The 14,537-nt window shown below is 41.9% G+C and carries 14 protein-coding genes; 12 read left to right on the forward strand and 2 right to left on the reverse strand.

Annotated elements, in window-relative coordinates:
• The first annotated feature begins 143 nt into the window (after positions 1-143).
• The 11 genes from aroQ (at position 144) to M5X66_RS18775 (ending at position 10,320) form a co-directional block, all read left to right on the forward strand.
• A complete protein-coding gene (aroQ, locus tag M5X66_RS15030; RefSeq protein ID WP_036956081.1) occupies positions 144-608 on the forward strand; it encodes a type II 3-dehydroquinate dehydratase in 465 nt (154 codons plus the stop codon).
• Between the two features lie 18 nt (positions 609-626).
• Positions 627-1,097: an acetyl-CoA carboxylase biotin carboxyl carrier protein gene (gene accB / locus M5X66_RS15035; protein ID WP_154609985.1), complete on the forward strand. Its 471-nt coding sequence runs from the start codon at positions 627-629 to the stop codon at positions 1,095-1,097.
• A 12-nt stretch (positions 1,098-1,109) separates the two neighbouring features.
• Positions 1,110-2,456: an acetyl-CoA carboxylase biotin carboxylase subunit gene (accC, locus tag M5X66_RS15040; protein WP_036956076.1), complete on the forward strand. Its 1,347-nt coding sequence runs from the start codon at positions 1,110-1,112 to the stop codon at positions 2,454-2,456.
• Positions 2,457-2,632: 176 nt separating this feature from the next.
• Complete coding sequence (locus tag M5X66_RS15045) at positions 2,633-2,875, forward strand: DUF997 family protein (RefSeq protein ID WP_108478429.1); 243 nt, start codon at positions 2,633-2,635, stop codon at positions 2,873-2,875.
• Positions 2,865-4,325: a sodium/pantothenate symporter gene (panF, locus tag M5X66_RS15050; RefSeq protein WP_036956072.1), complete on the forward strand. Its 1,461-nt coding sequence runs from the start codon at positions 2,865-2,867 to the stop codon at positions 4,323-4,325. Before M5X66_RS15045 ends, panF begins: the two co-directional genes overlap by 11 nt.
• A gap of 177 nt (positions 4,326-4,502) precedes the next feature.
• Positions 4,503-5,387, forward strand: a complete 885-nt coding sequence (gene prmA / locus M5X66_RS15055) for a 50S ribosomal protein L11 methyltransferase (protein WP_036956069.1) — start codon at positions 4,503-4,505, stop codon at positions 5,385-5,387.
• Positions 5,388-5,716: 329 nt separating this feature from the next.
• A complete protein-coding gene (gene dusB / locus M5X66_RS15060; RefSeq protein WP_036956067.1) occupies positions 5,717-6,694 on the forward strand; it encodes a tRNA dihydrouridine synthase DusB in 978 nt (325 codons plus the stop codon).
• A gap of 14 nt (positions 6,695-6,708) precedes the next feature.
• Entirely contained in the window at positions 6,709-7,005 is a 297-nt protein-coding gene (gene fis, locus M5X66_RS15065; protein WP_004258438.1) for a DNA-binding transcriptional regulator Fis, read from the forward strand.
• A gap of 289 nt (positions 7,006-7,294) precedes the next feature.
• Complete coding sequence (locus M5X66_RS15070; RefSeq protein WP_154637161.1) at positions 7,295-8,329, forward strand: threonine aldolase family protein; 1,035 nt, start codon at positions 7,295-7,297, stop codon at positions 8,327-8,329.
• On the forward strand, positions 8,319-9,485 hold the full coding sequence (locus tag M5X66_RS15075; protein ID WP_230082466.1) for an MFS transporter: 1,167 nt from the start codon (positions 8,319-8,321) through the stop codon (positions 9,483-9,485). Before M5X66_RS15070 ends, M5X66_RS15075 begins: the two co-directional genes overlap by 11 nt.
• Entirely contained in the window at positions 9,457-10,320 is an 864-nt protein-coding gene (locus tag M5X66_RS18775) for an ATP-grasp domain-containing protein (protein WP_230082467.1), read from the forward strand. The genes M5X66_RS15075 and M5X66_RS18775 overlap by 29 nt, the downstream gene beginning before the upstream one ends.
• Positions 10,321-10,733: 413 nt before the next feature.
• On the opposite strand, the gene M5X66_RS15085 is transcribed toward M5X66_RS18775, so the two are convergent.
• The gene (locus M5X66_RS15085) at positions 10,734-12,314 is read right to left on the reverse strand and encodes a methyl-accepting chemotaxis protein (RefSeq protein ID WP_036956060.1); all 1,581 of its coding nucleotides are present in this window, start codon (positions 12,312-12,314) and stop codon (positions 10,734-10,736) included.
• A gap of 447 nt (positions 12,315-12,761) precedes the next feature.
• Here M5X66_RS15085 and M5X66_RS15090 point away from each other — a divergent pair, with 447 nt between their 5' ends.
• Positions 12,762-13,199: a DUF411 domain-containing protein gene (locus M5X66_RS15090; protein WP_036956058.1), complete on the forward strand. Its 438-nt coding sequence runs from the start codon at positions 12,762-12,764 to the stop codon at positions 13,197-13,199.
• A 72-nt stretch (positions 13,200-13,271) separates the two neighbouring features.
• Here the strand turns inward: M5X66_RS15090 and M5X66_RS15095 are convergent, their stop codons facing one another.
• Entirely contained in the window at positions 13,272-14,519 is a 1,248-nt protein-coding gene (locus M5X66_RS15095; RefSeq protein WP_036956056.1) for an aromatic amino acid transporter, read from the reverse strand.
• Positions 14,520-14,537 lie beyond the last annotated feature (18 nt).

Below are 14,537 nucleotides of genomic sequence, written 5' to 3' on the forward strand. Positions count from 1 at the left end.
TTTGCTGCTATATGCAACGAAATAATTATAATGCTCTTCCTTGTCAGTGGAAAATCTATTTATTTTTATGATAAAAGATGACAAACCGTCGACATCGCGTTATGTTGTCGGATTATTGACATATCGTCGGAGTTAGCAACACAATGACAGAAGATACTCATATTTTGCTCCTTAACGGCCCGAACTTAAATATGCTGGGTTCCAGAGAACCTGAGAAATATGGGGCTCGACCGCTTTCTGAAATTGTATCGAACCTGATGCAAGAAGCAGAAAAATTAGGGGTGAAACTGAGCCATTTTCAGTCAAATGCAGAGCATGAACTTATCGATAGAATTCATGCAGCACAAGGTAATGTTGATTATATCCTAATCAACCCGGCCGCATTCACGCATACAAGTGTTGCTCTGCGTGATGCGCTATTAGCAGTTTGTATCCCATTTATCGAGATCCATCTGTCTAATATTTATGCTAGAGAACCCTTTCGTCATCACTCCTATTTCTCCGATATGTCCAATGGAGTTATTTGTGGTCTTGGCGCAGATGGTTACAGTTTTGCATTACAAGCCGCGGTTAATCGTGTGCGACTAATTAATTCAATTCAAATATAAGAGTACGGAATCATATCCATGGATATTCGTAAAATTAAAAAGCTGATCGAACTTGTTGAAGAATCTGGCATTTCTGAACTGGAAATTTCTGAAGGTGAAGAGTCAGTACGTATCAGTCGTGTATCACCAGCACCTCAAATGATGGCTGCACCTCAACAGTTCTACTCAGCACCAGTTGCTCAACAACCTGCATTAGCTAACGCGGTTGCTCCAGCACAAGAAGCAGCGGCTCCAGCAGCACCTGCGGCAGTTTCTGGTCACCAAGTTCGCTCACCAATGGTTGGTACTTTCTACCGCTCACCAAGCCCAGAAGCAAAACCATTCGTTGAAGTTGGTCAAACTGTTAAAGTTGGCGATCCTCTTTGCATCGTTGAAGCGATGAAAATGATGAACCAAATCGAAGCAGATAAAGCTGGTGTTGTTAAAGCTATTTTGTTGCAAAACGGTGATGCAATAGAATTTGACGAGCCATTAGTTGTCATCGAATAACGAGGCGTTTCCATGCTGGAAAAAATTGTTATCGCTAACCGTGGGGAAATTGCACTGCGAATTCTGCGTGCATGTAAAGAACTCGGCATCAAAACTGTTGCGGTTCACTCCACGGCAGATAGAGATTTAAAACACGTATTGCTGGCAGACGAAACTATTTGTATTGGTCCGGCTGCCTCAGCAAAAAGCTACTTGAATATCCCTGCTATCATTGCTGCGGCTGAAATTTCAGGCGCACAGGCGATTCACCCAGGATACGGTTTCCTGTCTGAAAACGCTGACTTTGCAGAACAAGTAGAACAATCAGGTTTCATTTTTATCGGCCCAAAAGCTGAAACTATCCGCCTAATGGGCGACAAAGTTTCTGCGATTAGCGCGATGAAAAAAGCAGGCGTTCCATGTGTACCAGGTTCTGATGGTCCATTGGGTAACGACACTGAAAAGAACAAAGCAATTGCTAAACGCATCGGCTTCCCTGTTATCATCAAAGCATCTGGTGGTGGTGGTGGTCGTGGTATGCGTGTGGTTCGTAATGAGAAAGATCTCGAATCTTCCATTAACCTGACCCGTGCAGAAGCAAAAGCCGCATTCAACAACGACATGGTTTACATGGAAAAATTCCTTGAAAACCCACGTCACGTTGAAATCCAAGTGATGGCAGATGGTCAAGGTCATGCTGTTTATTTAGCTGAACGTGACTGTTCAATGCAGCGCCGCCACCAAAAAGTGGTTGAAGAAGCACCAGCACCGGGGATCACCCCAGAAATTCGCCGTAATATCGGTGAACGCTGTGCAAAAGCCTGTATCGAAATCGGCTATCGTGGCGCTGGTACTTTTGAGTTCTTATTTGAAAACGGCGAATTCTATTTCATCGAAATGAACACCCGTATTCAGGTTGAGCACCCAGTGACCGAAATGATCACCGGCGTTGACTTAATCAAAGAACAGCTGCGTGTAGCATCTGGTTTACCATTATCAGTGACTCAGGATCAGATCAATGTTCACGGTCATGCGATTGAGTGTCGTATCAACGCAGAAGACCCGCATACATTCCTGCCTAGCCCAGGTAAAATCACTCGTTTCCACTCTCCGGGTGGCTTTGGTGTTCGTTGGGAATCTCATATTTACGCAGGCTACTCTGTTCCTCCGTTCTATGACTCAATGATCGGTAAATTAATCACTTACGGTGAAACTCGTGAAATCGCGATTGCTCGTATGAAAAACGCGTTAAACGAATTGATCATCGATGGGATTAAAACCAACATCGAATTACAACAGATGATCATGAATGATGAAAACTTTGCCAAAGGTGGAACCAATATCCACTATTTGGAGAAAAAACTCGGTATTCAAGAATAATCCCCTGAATAATCGATATTTTCGTCATTAAAAATAAATACCGGAAAGTCAATTTCCGGTATTTTTTTGCCTATAAATGGCAGGATTATCGGTTTTATTACGCTATTTTTCACACTCCCCCTTCAGATTGTCGTACAATCCCCGATTATTTTTGTCAACATGAGGAGGAAAAGCGGATGGACAAACGTTTTCTTCAATCAAACAGGGAAGCTCGTTGGGCGCTATATCTGACTATTGCCTACATGATAGGTTGGGTACTTTGTGCTTATCTACCCAGTAACACACTTGGTGTTACCGGATTACCGTTATGGTTTGAATGGTCATGTCTGATTCTCCCTATCATCTTTATTTTGCTATGCATCATGATGGTTAAACTCGTATTCAAAGATATCTCGCTGGAGGAGAAAGATGCAGACTGAAGTTCTCCTGCCCTTAATCGGCTATCTGCTCCTCGTTTTTCTCCTTTCGCTCTACGCTTATAAAAAACGCACGAAAGGCGAATTTCTTAACGAGTATTTTCTAGGTAATCGCTCGATGGGCGGCTTTGTCTTAGCCATGACCATCACCGCAACCTACATCAGCGCTAGCTCCTTCATCGGTGGTCCCGGTGCCGCCTACAAATATGGGTTAGGCTGGGTACTCCTCGCCATGATCCAACTACCTGCGATCTGGCTCTCTTTGGGCGTACTTGGCAAAAAATTTGCTATCTTAGCTCGCCGCTATAATGCAGTTACCCTTAACGACATGCTCTACGCCCGTTACCAAAGTCGTTTTCTCGTTTGGTTTGCTAGCGTAAGTTTATTAGTCGCGTTCTTTGGGGCAATGACGGTGCAATTTATCGGTGGCGCACGACTACTCGAAACCGCAGCCGGCATTCCTTATACCTATGGATTGATGATTTTTGGTATCTCTATCGCGCTGTATACCGCGATTGGTGGTTTCCGAGCCAGTGTCCTCAACGATGCGTTGCAAGGGCTGGTCATGTTGCTTGGCACCGTTATTTTGCTGGTTGCCATTATCTACCATGCGGGAGGTTTACCTGCTGCCGTGGAAAAAATGCATGCTATCGACCCGAAACTGGTCTCCCCAGAAGGAGCCAACGATATCCTCAGCGGACCATTTATGGCCTCATTCTGGGTGCTAGTCTGTTTTGGGGTTATCGGATTACCGCACACTGCGGTGCGCTGTATCTCCTACAAAGACAGCAAAGCCGTTCATAAAGGTATTATTCTGGGCACCATCGTGATGGCCATCTTGATGTTTGGTATGCACTTCGCGGGTGCCTTGGGGCGTGCCATACTACCGGATTTAACCATTCCAGACCAAGTGATCCCGACCTTGATGGTTCAGGTTCTTCCACCATTTGCCGCGGGGATTTTCCTGGCAGCACCAATGGCCGCAATTATGTCCACCATTAACGCCCAGTTACTGCAATCTTCAGCGACGATCGTGAAAGATATCTACCTTAACGCCGCACCTGAGCAAATTAAAAATGAGAAAAAACTGGCGCGCATTTCCAGCTTCTCAACGTTAATTTTAGGGGCGCTATTATTGATTGCTGCGTGGAATCCACCACAAATGATTATCTGGCTGAATTTATTAGCTTTTGGTGGATTAGAAGCGGTATTCCTGTGGCCATTGGTTCTCGGATTATATTGGGAAAAAGCCAACGGCACTGGCGCCCTGAGCGGCATGATTGTTGGCGGTGTTTGCTACGCTATTTTCGCCTCATTTAAGATTGAAATTATGGGCTTCCACGCCATTGTGCCATCACTGTTCCTGAGCCTGATTGCCTTTTTGATTGGTAATCTTTTTGGCAAAAATCCAGTACAATCGGCACCAAATGAACAGGTAACTAGCACTCATTGATTTTGACTTTACCTAATGTAAATGAACAAATGCAATGCGCTAAATAATTCGCGTCATAGCTAGACGGCAAACGAGCTAATCCCTAGGAGCATACACAAGTATGTGACTAGGGTTAGTGAGCGCAGCCAACAACGCTATGGCGTGAAGAATGACGAGCATTTTAAAAGAGAAAAAACAATGCCTTGGATACAAATCAGACTAAACTCAAACGCAAAAGACGCAGAAGCCCTTGGCGATGAACTCATGGAAACAGGCTCCGTGTCCGTCACCTTCCAAGACAGCCACGACACACCTGTTTTCGAGCCACTTCCTGGAGAAACTCGCCTGTGGGGCGATACCGATGTTATCGGTCTATATGACGCTGAAACTGATATGAAATGGGTGGTCACTCAGTTAGAAAACAGCCCATTACTCGGCGCCGGCTTCGTTCATAAAATCGAACAAATTGAAGATAAAGATTGGGAGCGCGAATGGATGGATAACTTCCACCCAATGCGTTTCGGTCAACGTTTATGGATCTGCCCTAGCTGGCGCGATGTGCCAGATCCAACCGCGGTTAACGTAATGTTGGATCCTGGCTTAGCATTCGGTACGGGAACCCACCCGACGACGTCATTATGCCTTGAGTGGCTGGATGGATTGGATCTTGAAGGCAAAACCGTTATCGATTTCGGTTGCGGATCAGGGATCTTAGCTATCGCAGCATTAAAGCTCGGTGCAGCGCGTGCGATCGGGATCGATATCGATCCACAAGCGATTCTTGCGAGCCGCGATAATGCGGAGCGTAATGGCGTCTCAGAGCGTCTGTCGCTCTATTTACCCAAAGACCAACCTCAAGACCTTCAAGCCGATGTTGTGGTCGCTAACATCCTTGCAGGCCCTTTACGTGAACTTGCACCGATGATCAGTGTGCTACCGCGCGCCGGTGGCCATTTAGGCTTATCTGGCGTATTAGCCAGCCAAGCTGAAAGTGTTGCTGATGCTTATCGTGCCGACTTCAATATTGACCCTGTTGCAGAGAAAGATGAGTGGTGCCGTATCACTGGTGTCAAGCATTTTTAATGGGTTTGTGGTAAAAATCAAAGAATAATTTCTTTGAAATTAATTGCAGAATGGATTATCTTACAGCTCAAATATTGCTCAATAGCTGATGATAATCTGTTCTGCTCGAGAAGTGAGTCTTGGATATTCAAAGTAATCGTTATTTTTAGCGCCTGTTGTTAAAAAACACCTAACAACTTGTTAAATAACACTAATTTTATTATTTTCTAAAAAGCAAGATAAAAAAGTTAGTGATAAATAACCGTTTGCTCAAAGTTTGTCCTTTCATATCTCGTAAAAAATGCGTAATATACGCGCCCTTGCAGTCACAGTATGGCCCCCATTTAGTTATGCGAATCGGACAATATCAGTTGAGAAACTGTCTTATTGCTGCCCCCATGGCAGGCATCACAGATAAACCGTTTAGGTCCCTGTGTTATGCGATGGGTGCTGGAATGACGGTATCGGAGATGCTTTCTTCTAATCCACAAGTTTGGAAGACAGATAAATCGAGACTCAGGATGGTTCACCGCGATGAACTCGGGGTACGTTCCGTTCAAATAGCTGGCAATGATCCCGATGAAATGGCTGCTGCAGCTCAAATTAACGTTGAGAGCGGCGCTCAAATCATTGATATCAATATGGGCTGCCCAGCTAAGAAAGTGAATCGTAAGCTAGCAGGCTCAGCCTTACTGCGTTATCCGGAGATTGTAAAATCAATCCTAGAGACCGTTGTAAACGCTGTGGATGTGCCAGTCACACTGAAAATCCGCACAGGCTGGTCACCTGAAGAGCGTAACTGCATAGAGATTGCCCAATTGGCCGAAGATTGTGGTATTCAAGCCCTGACCATTCATGGCAGAACCAGAGCCTGTCTGTTCAACGGCGAAGCTGAATATGACAACATTCGGGCAGTTAAGCAGACTGTTTCCATTCCGGTTATTGCCAATGGCGACATTACTGACCCGCTAAAAGCCAGGGCTGTTTTAGACTACACAGGGGCGGATGCCTTGATGGTAGGACGAGCAGCTCAGGGAAGACCTTGGATCTTTCGGGAAATCCAACATTATCTGGACACAGGTGAAATATTGCCACCGATGCCAATGGCTGACGTGAAAAGCATTATGTTAGGGCATGTACGGGAACTGCACGACTTTTATGGTCAAGGCAAGGGAGCCCGTATAGCGCGCAAACATGTTTCTTGGTACTTACAAGAACATGCACCTGATGACCAGTTTCGGCGCTCCTTCAACGCCATTGAGGATGCCAGCGAACAGCTGGAGGTGTTGGAAGCATTTTTTGAAAATTTTTGCGTAAATAAAAGATAAGAGCTGACAGAACTATGTTCGAACAACGCGTAAATTCTGACGTACTAACCGTTGCTACTGTAAATTCACAAGATCAAGTAACTCAAAAACCGTTACGTGACTCAGTTAAGCAAGCACTGAAGAACTATTTTGCTCAATTAAATAATCAAGATGTTAACGATTTATATGAGCTGGTATTGGCTGAGGTAGAACAGCCTTTGTTGGACATGGTTATGCAATATACCCGTGGAAACCAGACCCGTGCAGCCCTGATGATGGGTATCAACCGCGGAACTCTGCGTAAGAAACTGAAAAAATACGGCATGAACTAATCCTAGTCGGTTAATGCAGTGTTTTTAGAAGCCCTTTCTGATTTTAGAAAGGGCTTTTTTTGTCCCTGTCGATCTGAACACGATCCCCCTATTTTTAATAATCACCCTTCTTTCTAATTCGCAAATCATATATTTTATAAATAAATTCATCTTGTTTTAATCCTAGCCTTTATTCATGAGCATTATCACAATTAATAAAATCCTCATTTTTATATCTTGCCATTTTCTATCTAGGTTTATAAATTCAAAAATCTTCTTGTTCTCATCAATGAAAACTAAAAGGACTTAAATGGTAACTATCGATTTAAGAAGTGATACGCTAACAAGGATAAATAAAGAGGACCTAAATAATATCAATTTTAATTATATTAGCGATGATTGTTATAATGAAGATATTTATGTCAAAAAACTAGAATCCTATATCTCAGAATTATTTAATAAAGAAAATGCGCTATTTATGCCATCAGGCACAATGAGCAATCAGATTGGTTTAAAAGTTTTATCCACTATAGGTGATGAAGTCATTACTGAAGTCGACTACCACATTTGTTTTTTTGAATCATCCCAAACCTCAGCATTAAACGGCTTAATTATTAATAATGTTAAAACACAAAGTGGTATTTTAACTGAACAAGATGTTATTCAAGCAATTAATCATAAAGCTCGTTGGTCAAATTTATACTCTACTCCCAAAATCATTGCGATAGAAAGTAGCATCAGTACCTACGGTGGAATCGTATTCCCATTAGCAGAAATCAAGAAACTCAAGCAGCTATGTATTGAAAAAAACATGTCTCTGTTTTTAGATGGTGCCCGAGTATTAAATAGCTGCATCTCCCTTAATATTCCTCCGCAAGAATATACCAAAGATATCGATCTTCTCAATATCTGCCTATCAAAAGGCATTGGAGCGCCATTTGGTTCAGTGTTAGTAGGAAGTCAGCATCATATAGAAAACGCTAAACGATACCGAAAATGGTATGGTGGAGCGCTACATCAATCAGGATTACTGGCAGCTATTGCCTTAAATAAGCTGGAACATTATGACTCTCGGTTACACACCGATCACCAAAATGCAGTTCATCTCGCGTCTATTCTTTCACGTTATTTTCAACTCGCTTATCCAGTCGAAACTAATATCGTTATGATAAAAGTGCCAGATGCTGAGCACGTTGTTCAAAAGTTAAAAAGCCATGGGGTGTTAGCCACCGCTTGGACAGCTGATATTGTGCGTTTTGTCACTAGCAGCAATATTTCAGAGACAATGCTCTACCAACTTGAGCTATTATTAAAAAAAATAGAAAGCATACAATATGATAAATAAAATTATGACCACTCGATTTTTATCGGGTACCTCTTTTTACAGTTTTCTACCTTTTTTCTCCCTCTATCTTATTCACTATAAAAATATCAGTGAGAGTGAAACCGCAATTATTATTTTTGTCTTCCTTTTCATTAGCCGTGCCTTTTCTCTCTTCACCCACTTTATTATTGATTTTCTTAATTATAAAAAAACGCTATTTTTAAGCTATCTAATTTCCTCAACATCTATTATTTCACTCTATTTCATTTCAAATTTTTACCCAATTCTGTTATCTGCCGCATTGATTGGTGCGGGGTTTTCTATTGCGAATGTCAGTACCAGTTTATTTATTGCTGAAAATAACAATCACTCAGAAAGAGTGAAAAGTTTTTCAATCTTAAATGTCATTGTGAATATTTCGTCGGCAGTCGGTGGTGCTGTGGGCGAATGGTTTTATCATAGTTTTTATTCCGGAGTGATCTTTCTTCCTGCCGCCATTATGTTCATTGCTGCCCTGTACTCATTAACCTTAACGAATACAAAACATACTCAACCACCACAAAGCCAACAAACGAAAGCCTCTGCCAGCTTTTTAGAATGGGGGATTTTTCTCTGTTATAGCGCCATTCCTTTCTTTATGCTGGGGCTTGTATTCCGCAATTTGGCTTACTTATTTGAGCTAAATTATCAAAATGCTAGAGACTATATTACGGTTTCTTATCTATTCGCTTTGAATGCCTTTATGATCATTTTTTTGCAAATCAAAGTGACCCAATATATTGATAAACAGAAAAAATCCCATCAATCTATTATCTACAAATTCAGCCTTCTTCTGATTGCGAGCCTGCTTTTATTTTTAAACTTCAGCGCATTAATCACACTTTATTTGCTGATAATCCTATTTACCTTTAGCGAATTAATTTGGAGTCCCTATAACAACAGTTTAGCGATTGAAAAATGCCCGTTCACCCGTAAAAAACTCTCGTTATCTATTTGTATATTCTGTTGGGGATTAGCTGAGTCCCTTGGTGCTTATATTGGTATTATTGCTAATCACACTCAAATGCACACCTATATCCCTACTAGCCTACTTTTAATCCTCATTGTTCTATTCACCGCTGAATATTTTATCCATTTAAGGAGCACTGATGAAAACCATCCTATTTCTCGAATGTAATATCTCCGGTACTGGCGTCAGCGCCATCAAATTGGCAAAAGAGAGAGGTTATCACACGGTTTTATTCACCAAAGAACGTCATTATTATGCTCAACTGGCTGATAACCCAATGCTCTATATTGATGAAGTTGTGGAACTAAATACAGACTCCATGGCAGCGATTTTAAGCCATGCCCTGGACTATAACCTGTACGGTATCGTCGCTTTCGATGACTATCGATTAATCAATGCTGCCGCAGCATCCCACGCCTTCAATTTACCTTCGCCAAGTTTAATTGCCCTAACAGCCTGTCGTTACAAGCATCTGACTCGGCAGTATTTACACCAACATAATGCCAATTGTCGCTACAAAGTTGGCAATATCCATGACAAGTTTGACCTGAACAATATGCAGTTCCCTGTAGTGATAAAACCCTGCGATGACAGTGGTAGCAACCAAGTAACAATATGTTATTCAGAGGAAGATGCACTCACTGCTGTGCAGGCGTTATCTGAATTTCGGGTTAACCGTCGAGGATATCAGCTCTCCCCTCATTATCTTGTTGAAGAGTTCATTGAAGGGGATGAATACAGTGCAGAAGCTTACTGGGACTCTAAAGATAACGAGTGGACAATACTCGGTGTCACCAAAAAATACACCACATCAGGGCAATATGCTGTCGAAATTGGTCATGACTTTCCCGATGACACTCTTGATATCGAAAACATCACAAAAACGATCATAGCGTGGCTCACTCAAATCGGCTTATCCCACACCGTTGCTCACGTTGAATTCAAGCTTAGTCACAGTGAAATAAAACTCATTGAAATTAACCCCCGCGTTGCCGGGGGATGATTGATACCCTTTGCTATCAATCAACAGGGTTTGATTTAGTTGAGTGCTACCTTTCTTTGCACGTCAAAGACATGGCGTACACCCCGAAACTCTGCGCCAATAAACAGTATACGTCGATTCGTTTTCTAACCTCAGAGAAACCAGGAACAATTATCGGGTTTCATGCCAATCCTCAATTAAGTACCCCTCTACTGTTTAATTTTGTTCCCACGCCAATACATGTAACAACCTTGAAAGACAGCTACAGTCGACTGGGTTACGTAATAACAACCGCCTCTGAGCGGTATTTAGCAGGGAAGAAAGCGGAGAGTTGGCTTAATCATGTAAAACTCCTCTATAAATAAAAAAACCCAGTACAAACGCAAATTCATACTGAGTTTTGGCTTCTCAAACCGATGCAATGGTTGCCAATATTAGGCAACCGTCACTTCGGTAAAATTACGCTCATTATTTGTTAACTGAAATTTACTGACTGATTCCTGCAGCTCTTCAGTTTGATGTTCTAATGAACTTGCTGCTGTTGCCACTTGCTCAACTAAAGACGCATTTTGCTGTGTCACACTGTCCATTTGAGTGATGGCAACCCCCACCTGTGCGATACCTTTACTCTGCTCCTCCGAAGCTGTCGTGATTTGTTTCATAATCGCCGTCACCTCGTTGATCCCTTGCAGAATATTGCTCATTGTCGAGCCCATTTCATGAACTAAATGCGTGCCTTTTTCCACACACGAACTTGATTCCGCAATCAGCTTTTCAATTTCCATTGCCGCATCGGCACTGTGGCTAGCAAGCTTACGAACTTCGGCTGCAACCACCATAAATCCACGACCATGAACCCCTGCTCGCGCCGCTTCAATGGAGGCATTCAGTGCCAAAATATTGGTCTGGAAGCTGATGTCATTCATCATGCTGATGATGTCAGAGATTTTTTTGGCGCTCTGGGAGATCTCATCCATCGTGCTCACCACGGAATCAACAATCGCATCCCCTTGATTAGCCACTACAAAGGCCTCAGCGGCTAATTGGTTAGCTTGATGGGTATTTTCCACATTCAGTTGTACTGCAGCTGTAATTTGCTCCATACTCGCTGCGGTTTCTTCCAACGCTGCGGCTTGCTCTTCCGTTCGTGAGGAAAGGTCACTATTGCCGTTAGATATTTCTGTCGCACCACGATAAATACTTTCGCTACCATTGCGGATCGTCAACACCGCATCACGTAAACTGTTCTGCATCTCTTCTAACAAAGGAAAAAGTTTACCCACACAGTTACGACCAAATGGCTCGATTGGCTGGCTTAAATCCCCTTTCGCAATCTTATCGAAGTATTGACGTATCAGCTCCAGCGGTCGTTGCATCATCTTAGCGAGATAGCGGTCAGTGAAGATCAAAATCAGCAAACCAAAAATGGTCGCAATAATAATCACTATCCGCGTCATATTCATATGTTCATCAACTGCTTCTCGCGTGTGCTCAATCATCACATCCGCAGTTTGGTTAAACTGGGTGATAGCCGCGCCGAATGTACGGCTCAATGCTGGCGTGACATTATGGGCATGTGCCAAATAAGCCGCCTTATCATCCCCCATGGAAATGGCTAATTGTGGTTTCACGCCTTCATCTAGCAGCGCTTGCCAGCTATTAATCACTTGATCGGAAATGGCTTTATCCATCGGGCCTGGGGAAATTGACTTCATCTCCTCAAGATAACGCTCCATGTTCACAAGCGCGTCTTTGACTAAGGCGTAATCCCCTTCTTTGCCCTCATTTTTGGTTTCCATCACACGGGTTAAGCGAGTGACAAAACGAAAATATTGGTCATTGCCCTGACTGAGTACCGTCATCTGTTTCACCAGTTGTCGGTCAACATGGATACCATCAGAAATGCGCGATAAGGACCAACCGCTATACAGGCTTATGCCCCCAAGGTTTAGGCATAAAATGCCAAGTAGTACGAGCATCACAGCACGTATTGAATAATTTCGAAGTTTCTGCATGGAATTTCTCTTTTGATAAAATAAAATGATCTTTGTTTAATTTATCGGCGGTAAAAGAGAAAAATTTAATTATTTTCAATTGCTTTCTAACTTTTAGACATCAAAAAAAGCTCAAAATAATCCGATTAAAAATTGGCTTAATGATTGATTTTAGAGACATAATGCCTGTTTCTTATCCATGTAAGTTCTATTTTTATACAATTACCCTATCTTCCAGTTTGTGATTGACCTCCCAAAGTATTGCTCTGTTTCTGTAAGAAAACGCCATCATCAGGTTCTGTAAATATAAGCAAAAATCTGTTTTAGCTCTTGAGCTTCCCCCTACGGGAAGCTTTATGGTTCAGGGGTTCCATAAGAATTCAAATAAGAGAAATACAAACCTGCTTAAATTTCGCACCCTTATTTTTTATTTAAATAACAATGTCTTATTTTTGGAGTAATACTGATATGAAAAAATTGTTATTCACTGCACTATTTGCGGCGTCATTTTCCTCTGTTGCAGCAAGCCAAGTTGTTGACCTGTACAAAGAAGAAAGTTGCGGTTGCTGCCATCTTTGGGGTGAAGCAGTAAAAGCCGCAGGTTATGACGTAAAAATTCACGATGTCACCTATCAAGAGATCGATAAAATCAATCAAGAAGCCAATTTACCTAACTCATTACGCAGCTGCCATACCGCCAAAATTAATGGCAAGCTGGTTGTTGGTCACGTTCCTCTCGATAGCTTAGCGAAAATCAATACACTACCCGATGACGTTGCGGGTATTGCTGTCGGAGGCATGCCTGCAGGCAGTTTAGGAATGGAGCAACCAAGCGGATTTAAACAAGCCTATTCAGTGATGAGTTTTAAAAAGGATGGTAGCCAATCCGTATTTGCTCGTTATTAGTTTTCCATAAAAAAGGTACAGCAAACCCTCGCTGTACCTTTGGCAGTGATTACTGCATCTTAATTTGAAAAATTAACGGTATATCGGTAATACATTAAACTGCGCTAACAACTGACAAATAATACCAACAACACCAAAGGCTATAACTGCATAGATTAGCCCTTTGCCTCCCCACACTTTAAAGGTCGAGTTAGGGAAACGCTCTCTCACTTTTAATGCCATGACTGCCGGGCAAATAATTGCCCAGATACACGCCGCCATCCCCGCATAAGCAATCGCAATTAAGAAGCCATTTGGGAATAACATGCATAAAACTAGAGGAGGTATAAAACATAACAGTGCTGCTTTCATTCTGCCTGAAGAGTTATCATTAAAGTTTAGTGACGCCAGAATGTAGTCGAATAAACCAATCGCAACCCCTAAGAATGAACAAAATACAGCACTAATCGAGAACCATAATAAGAACGTCGCAATATGTGGGCTACTTAATACTGCATACAGTGACTCAATAAACGCATCGAGGTTTCCGCCTTTATTAATTATGGTGAGGAATTCTGTTCGAGGTAAATTTCCCATGGTGCCTAATATCCAAAGGAAATAGAGTATTAAAGCCAGTACACAACCAATCACACAACTTTTAACCACTTTACGTTCATTTTCATGATACAGCTTATACAAACTACAGACGTTACCGTGATAACCAAACGAAGTAATGGCATAAGGAATAATAATAAAGACAAATGGTAGTAAAGATAACTGACTATCTCCCACTGGAGATGTTAATAATAAATCAGTTTTTACAATTAAGAATAACCCTGAAAAAGCGAGAATAAATAAAACAATTTTAATAAATAAAAATAATGATGTTAATCGACTTGCAGCAATACCACTCCACCAAATACTTGCGCCCAACAGTAAAGTGAAGACAACAAATATCACTCTTAAGTTAACATCAAATCCATATATTGCCGACGCTTCTTTGATAACGGATCCGGCTGCAGAAATATAAGCATATATCAATATATATAAAACAAATATTAATGCTGCATTGGCAATATAGCAGGCCCATTTAGGTAATAATTCTTTAGAGATATAAAAATAGTTAGTGCCGGCTCCATATTTGGATATACATTCTAAAATATATATCCCTGAGTGAAACATAAAGAAACAAACAATCAGTAATATTACAATCGAGTTAATAAACCAAGCCCCAGCCATAATTGTTGGCAAGCTAAACATACCTGCCCCGATCATGGCTCCGCCTAGCACAAAACCCCCTACCATTATGGAGGGTTCTTTCTTGGCTGCCGAATTGTTCATGTTGGTCACCTTAAAAAT

It is taken from the genome of Providencia sp. PROV188 (assembly GCF_027595165.1).
Taxonomy (GTDB): Bacteria; Pseudomonadota; Gammaproteobacteria; order Enterobacterales; family Enterobacteriaceae; genus Providencia; species Providencia lanzhouensis.

Excerpts from the sequence above, each read along its gene's own strand:
- accC (WP_036956076.1), top strand. The coding sequence starts at position 1,110 with ATGCTGGAAAAAATTGTTATCGCTAACCGTGGGGAAATTGCACTGCGA.
- fis (WP_004258438.1), top strand. The coding sequence starts at position 6,709 with ATGTTCGAACAACGCGTAAATTCTGACGTACTAACCGTTGCTACTGTA.
- accB (WP_154609985.1), top strand. The coding sequence starts at position 627 with ATGGATATTCGTAAAATTAAAAAGCTGATCGAACTTGTTGAAGAATCT.
- aroQ (WP_036956081.1), top strand. The coding sequence starts at position 144 with ATGACAGAAGATACTCATATTTTGCTCCTTAACGGCCCGAACTTAAAT.
- M5X66_RS15090 (WP_036956058.1), top strand. The coding sequence starts at position 12,762 with ATGAAAAAATTGTTATTCACTGCACTATTTGCGGCGTCATTTTCCTCT.
- M5X66_RS15085 (WP_036956060.1), bottom strand. The coding sequence starts at position 12,314 with ATGCAGAAACTTCGAAATTATTCAATACGTGCTGTGATGCTCGTACTA.
- M5X66_RS15070 (WP_154637161.1), top strand. The coding sequence starts at position 7,295 with ATGGTAACTATCGATTTAAGAAGTGATACGCTAACAAGGATAAATAAA.
- M5X66_RS18775 (WP_230082467.1), top strand. The coding sequence starts at position 9,457 with ATGAAAACCATCCTATTTCTCGAATGTAATATCTCCGGTACTGGCGTC.
- M5X66_RS15095 (WP_036956056.1), bottom strand. The coding sequence starts at position 14,519 with ATGAACAATTCGGCAGCCAAGAAAGAACCCTCCATAATGGTAGGGGGT.
- M5X66_RS15075 (WP_230082466.1), top strand. The coding sequence starts at position 8,319 with ATGATAAATAAAATTATGACCACTCGATTTTTATCGGGTACCTCTTTT.
- dusB (WP_036956067.1), top strand. The coding sequence starts at position 5,717 with ATGCGAATCGGACAATATCAGTTGAGAAACTGTCTTATTGCTGCCCCC.
- panF (WP_036956072.1), top strand. The coding sequence starts at position 2,865 with ATGCAGACTGAAGTTCTCCTGCCCTTAATCGGCTATCTGCTCCTCGTT.
- M5X66_RS15045 (WP_108478429.1), top strand. The coding sequence starts at position 2,633 with ATGGACAAACGTTTTCTTCAATCAAACAGGGAAGCTCGTTGGGCGCTA.
- prmA (WP_036956069.1), top strand. The coding sequence starts at position 4,503 with ATGCCTTGGATACAAATCAGACTAAACTCAAACGCAAAAGACGCAGAA.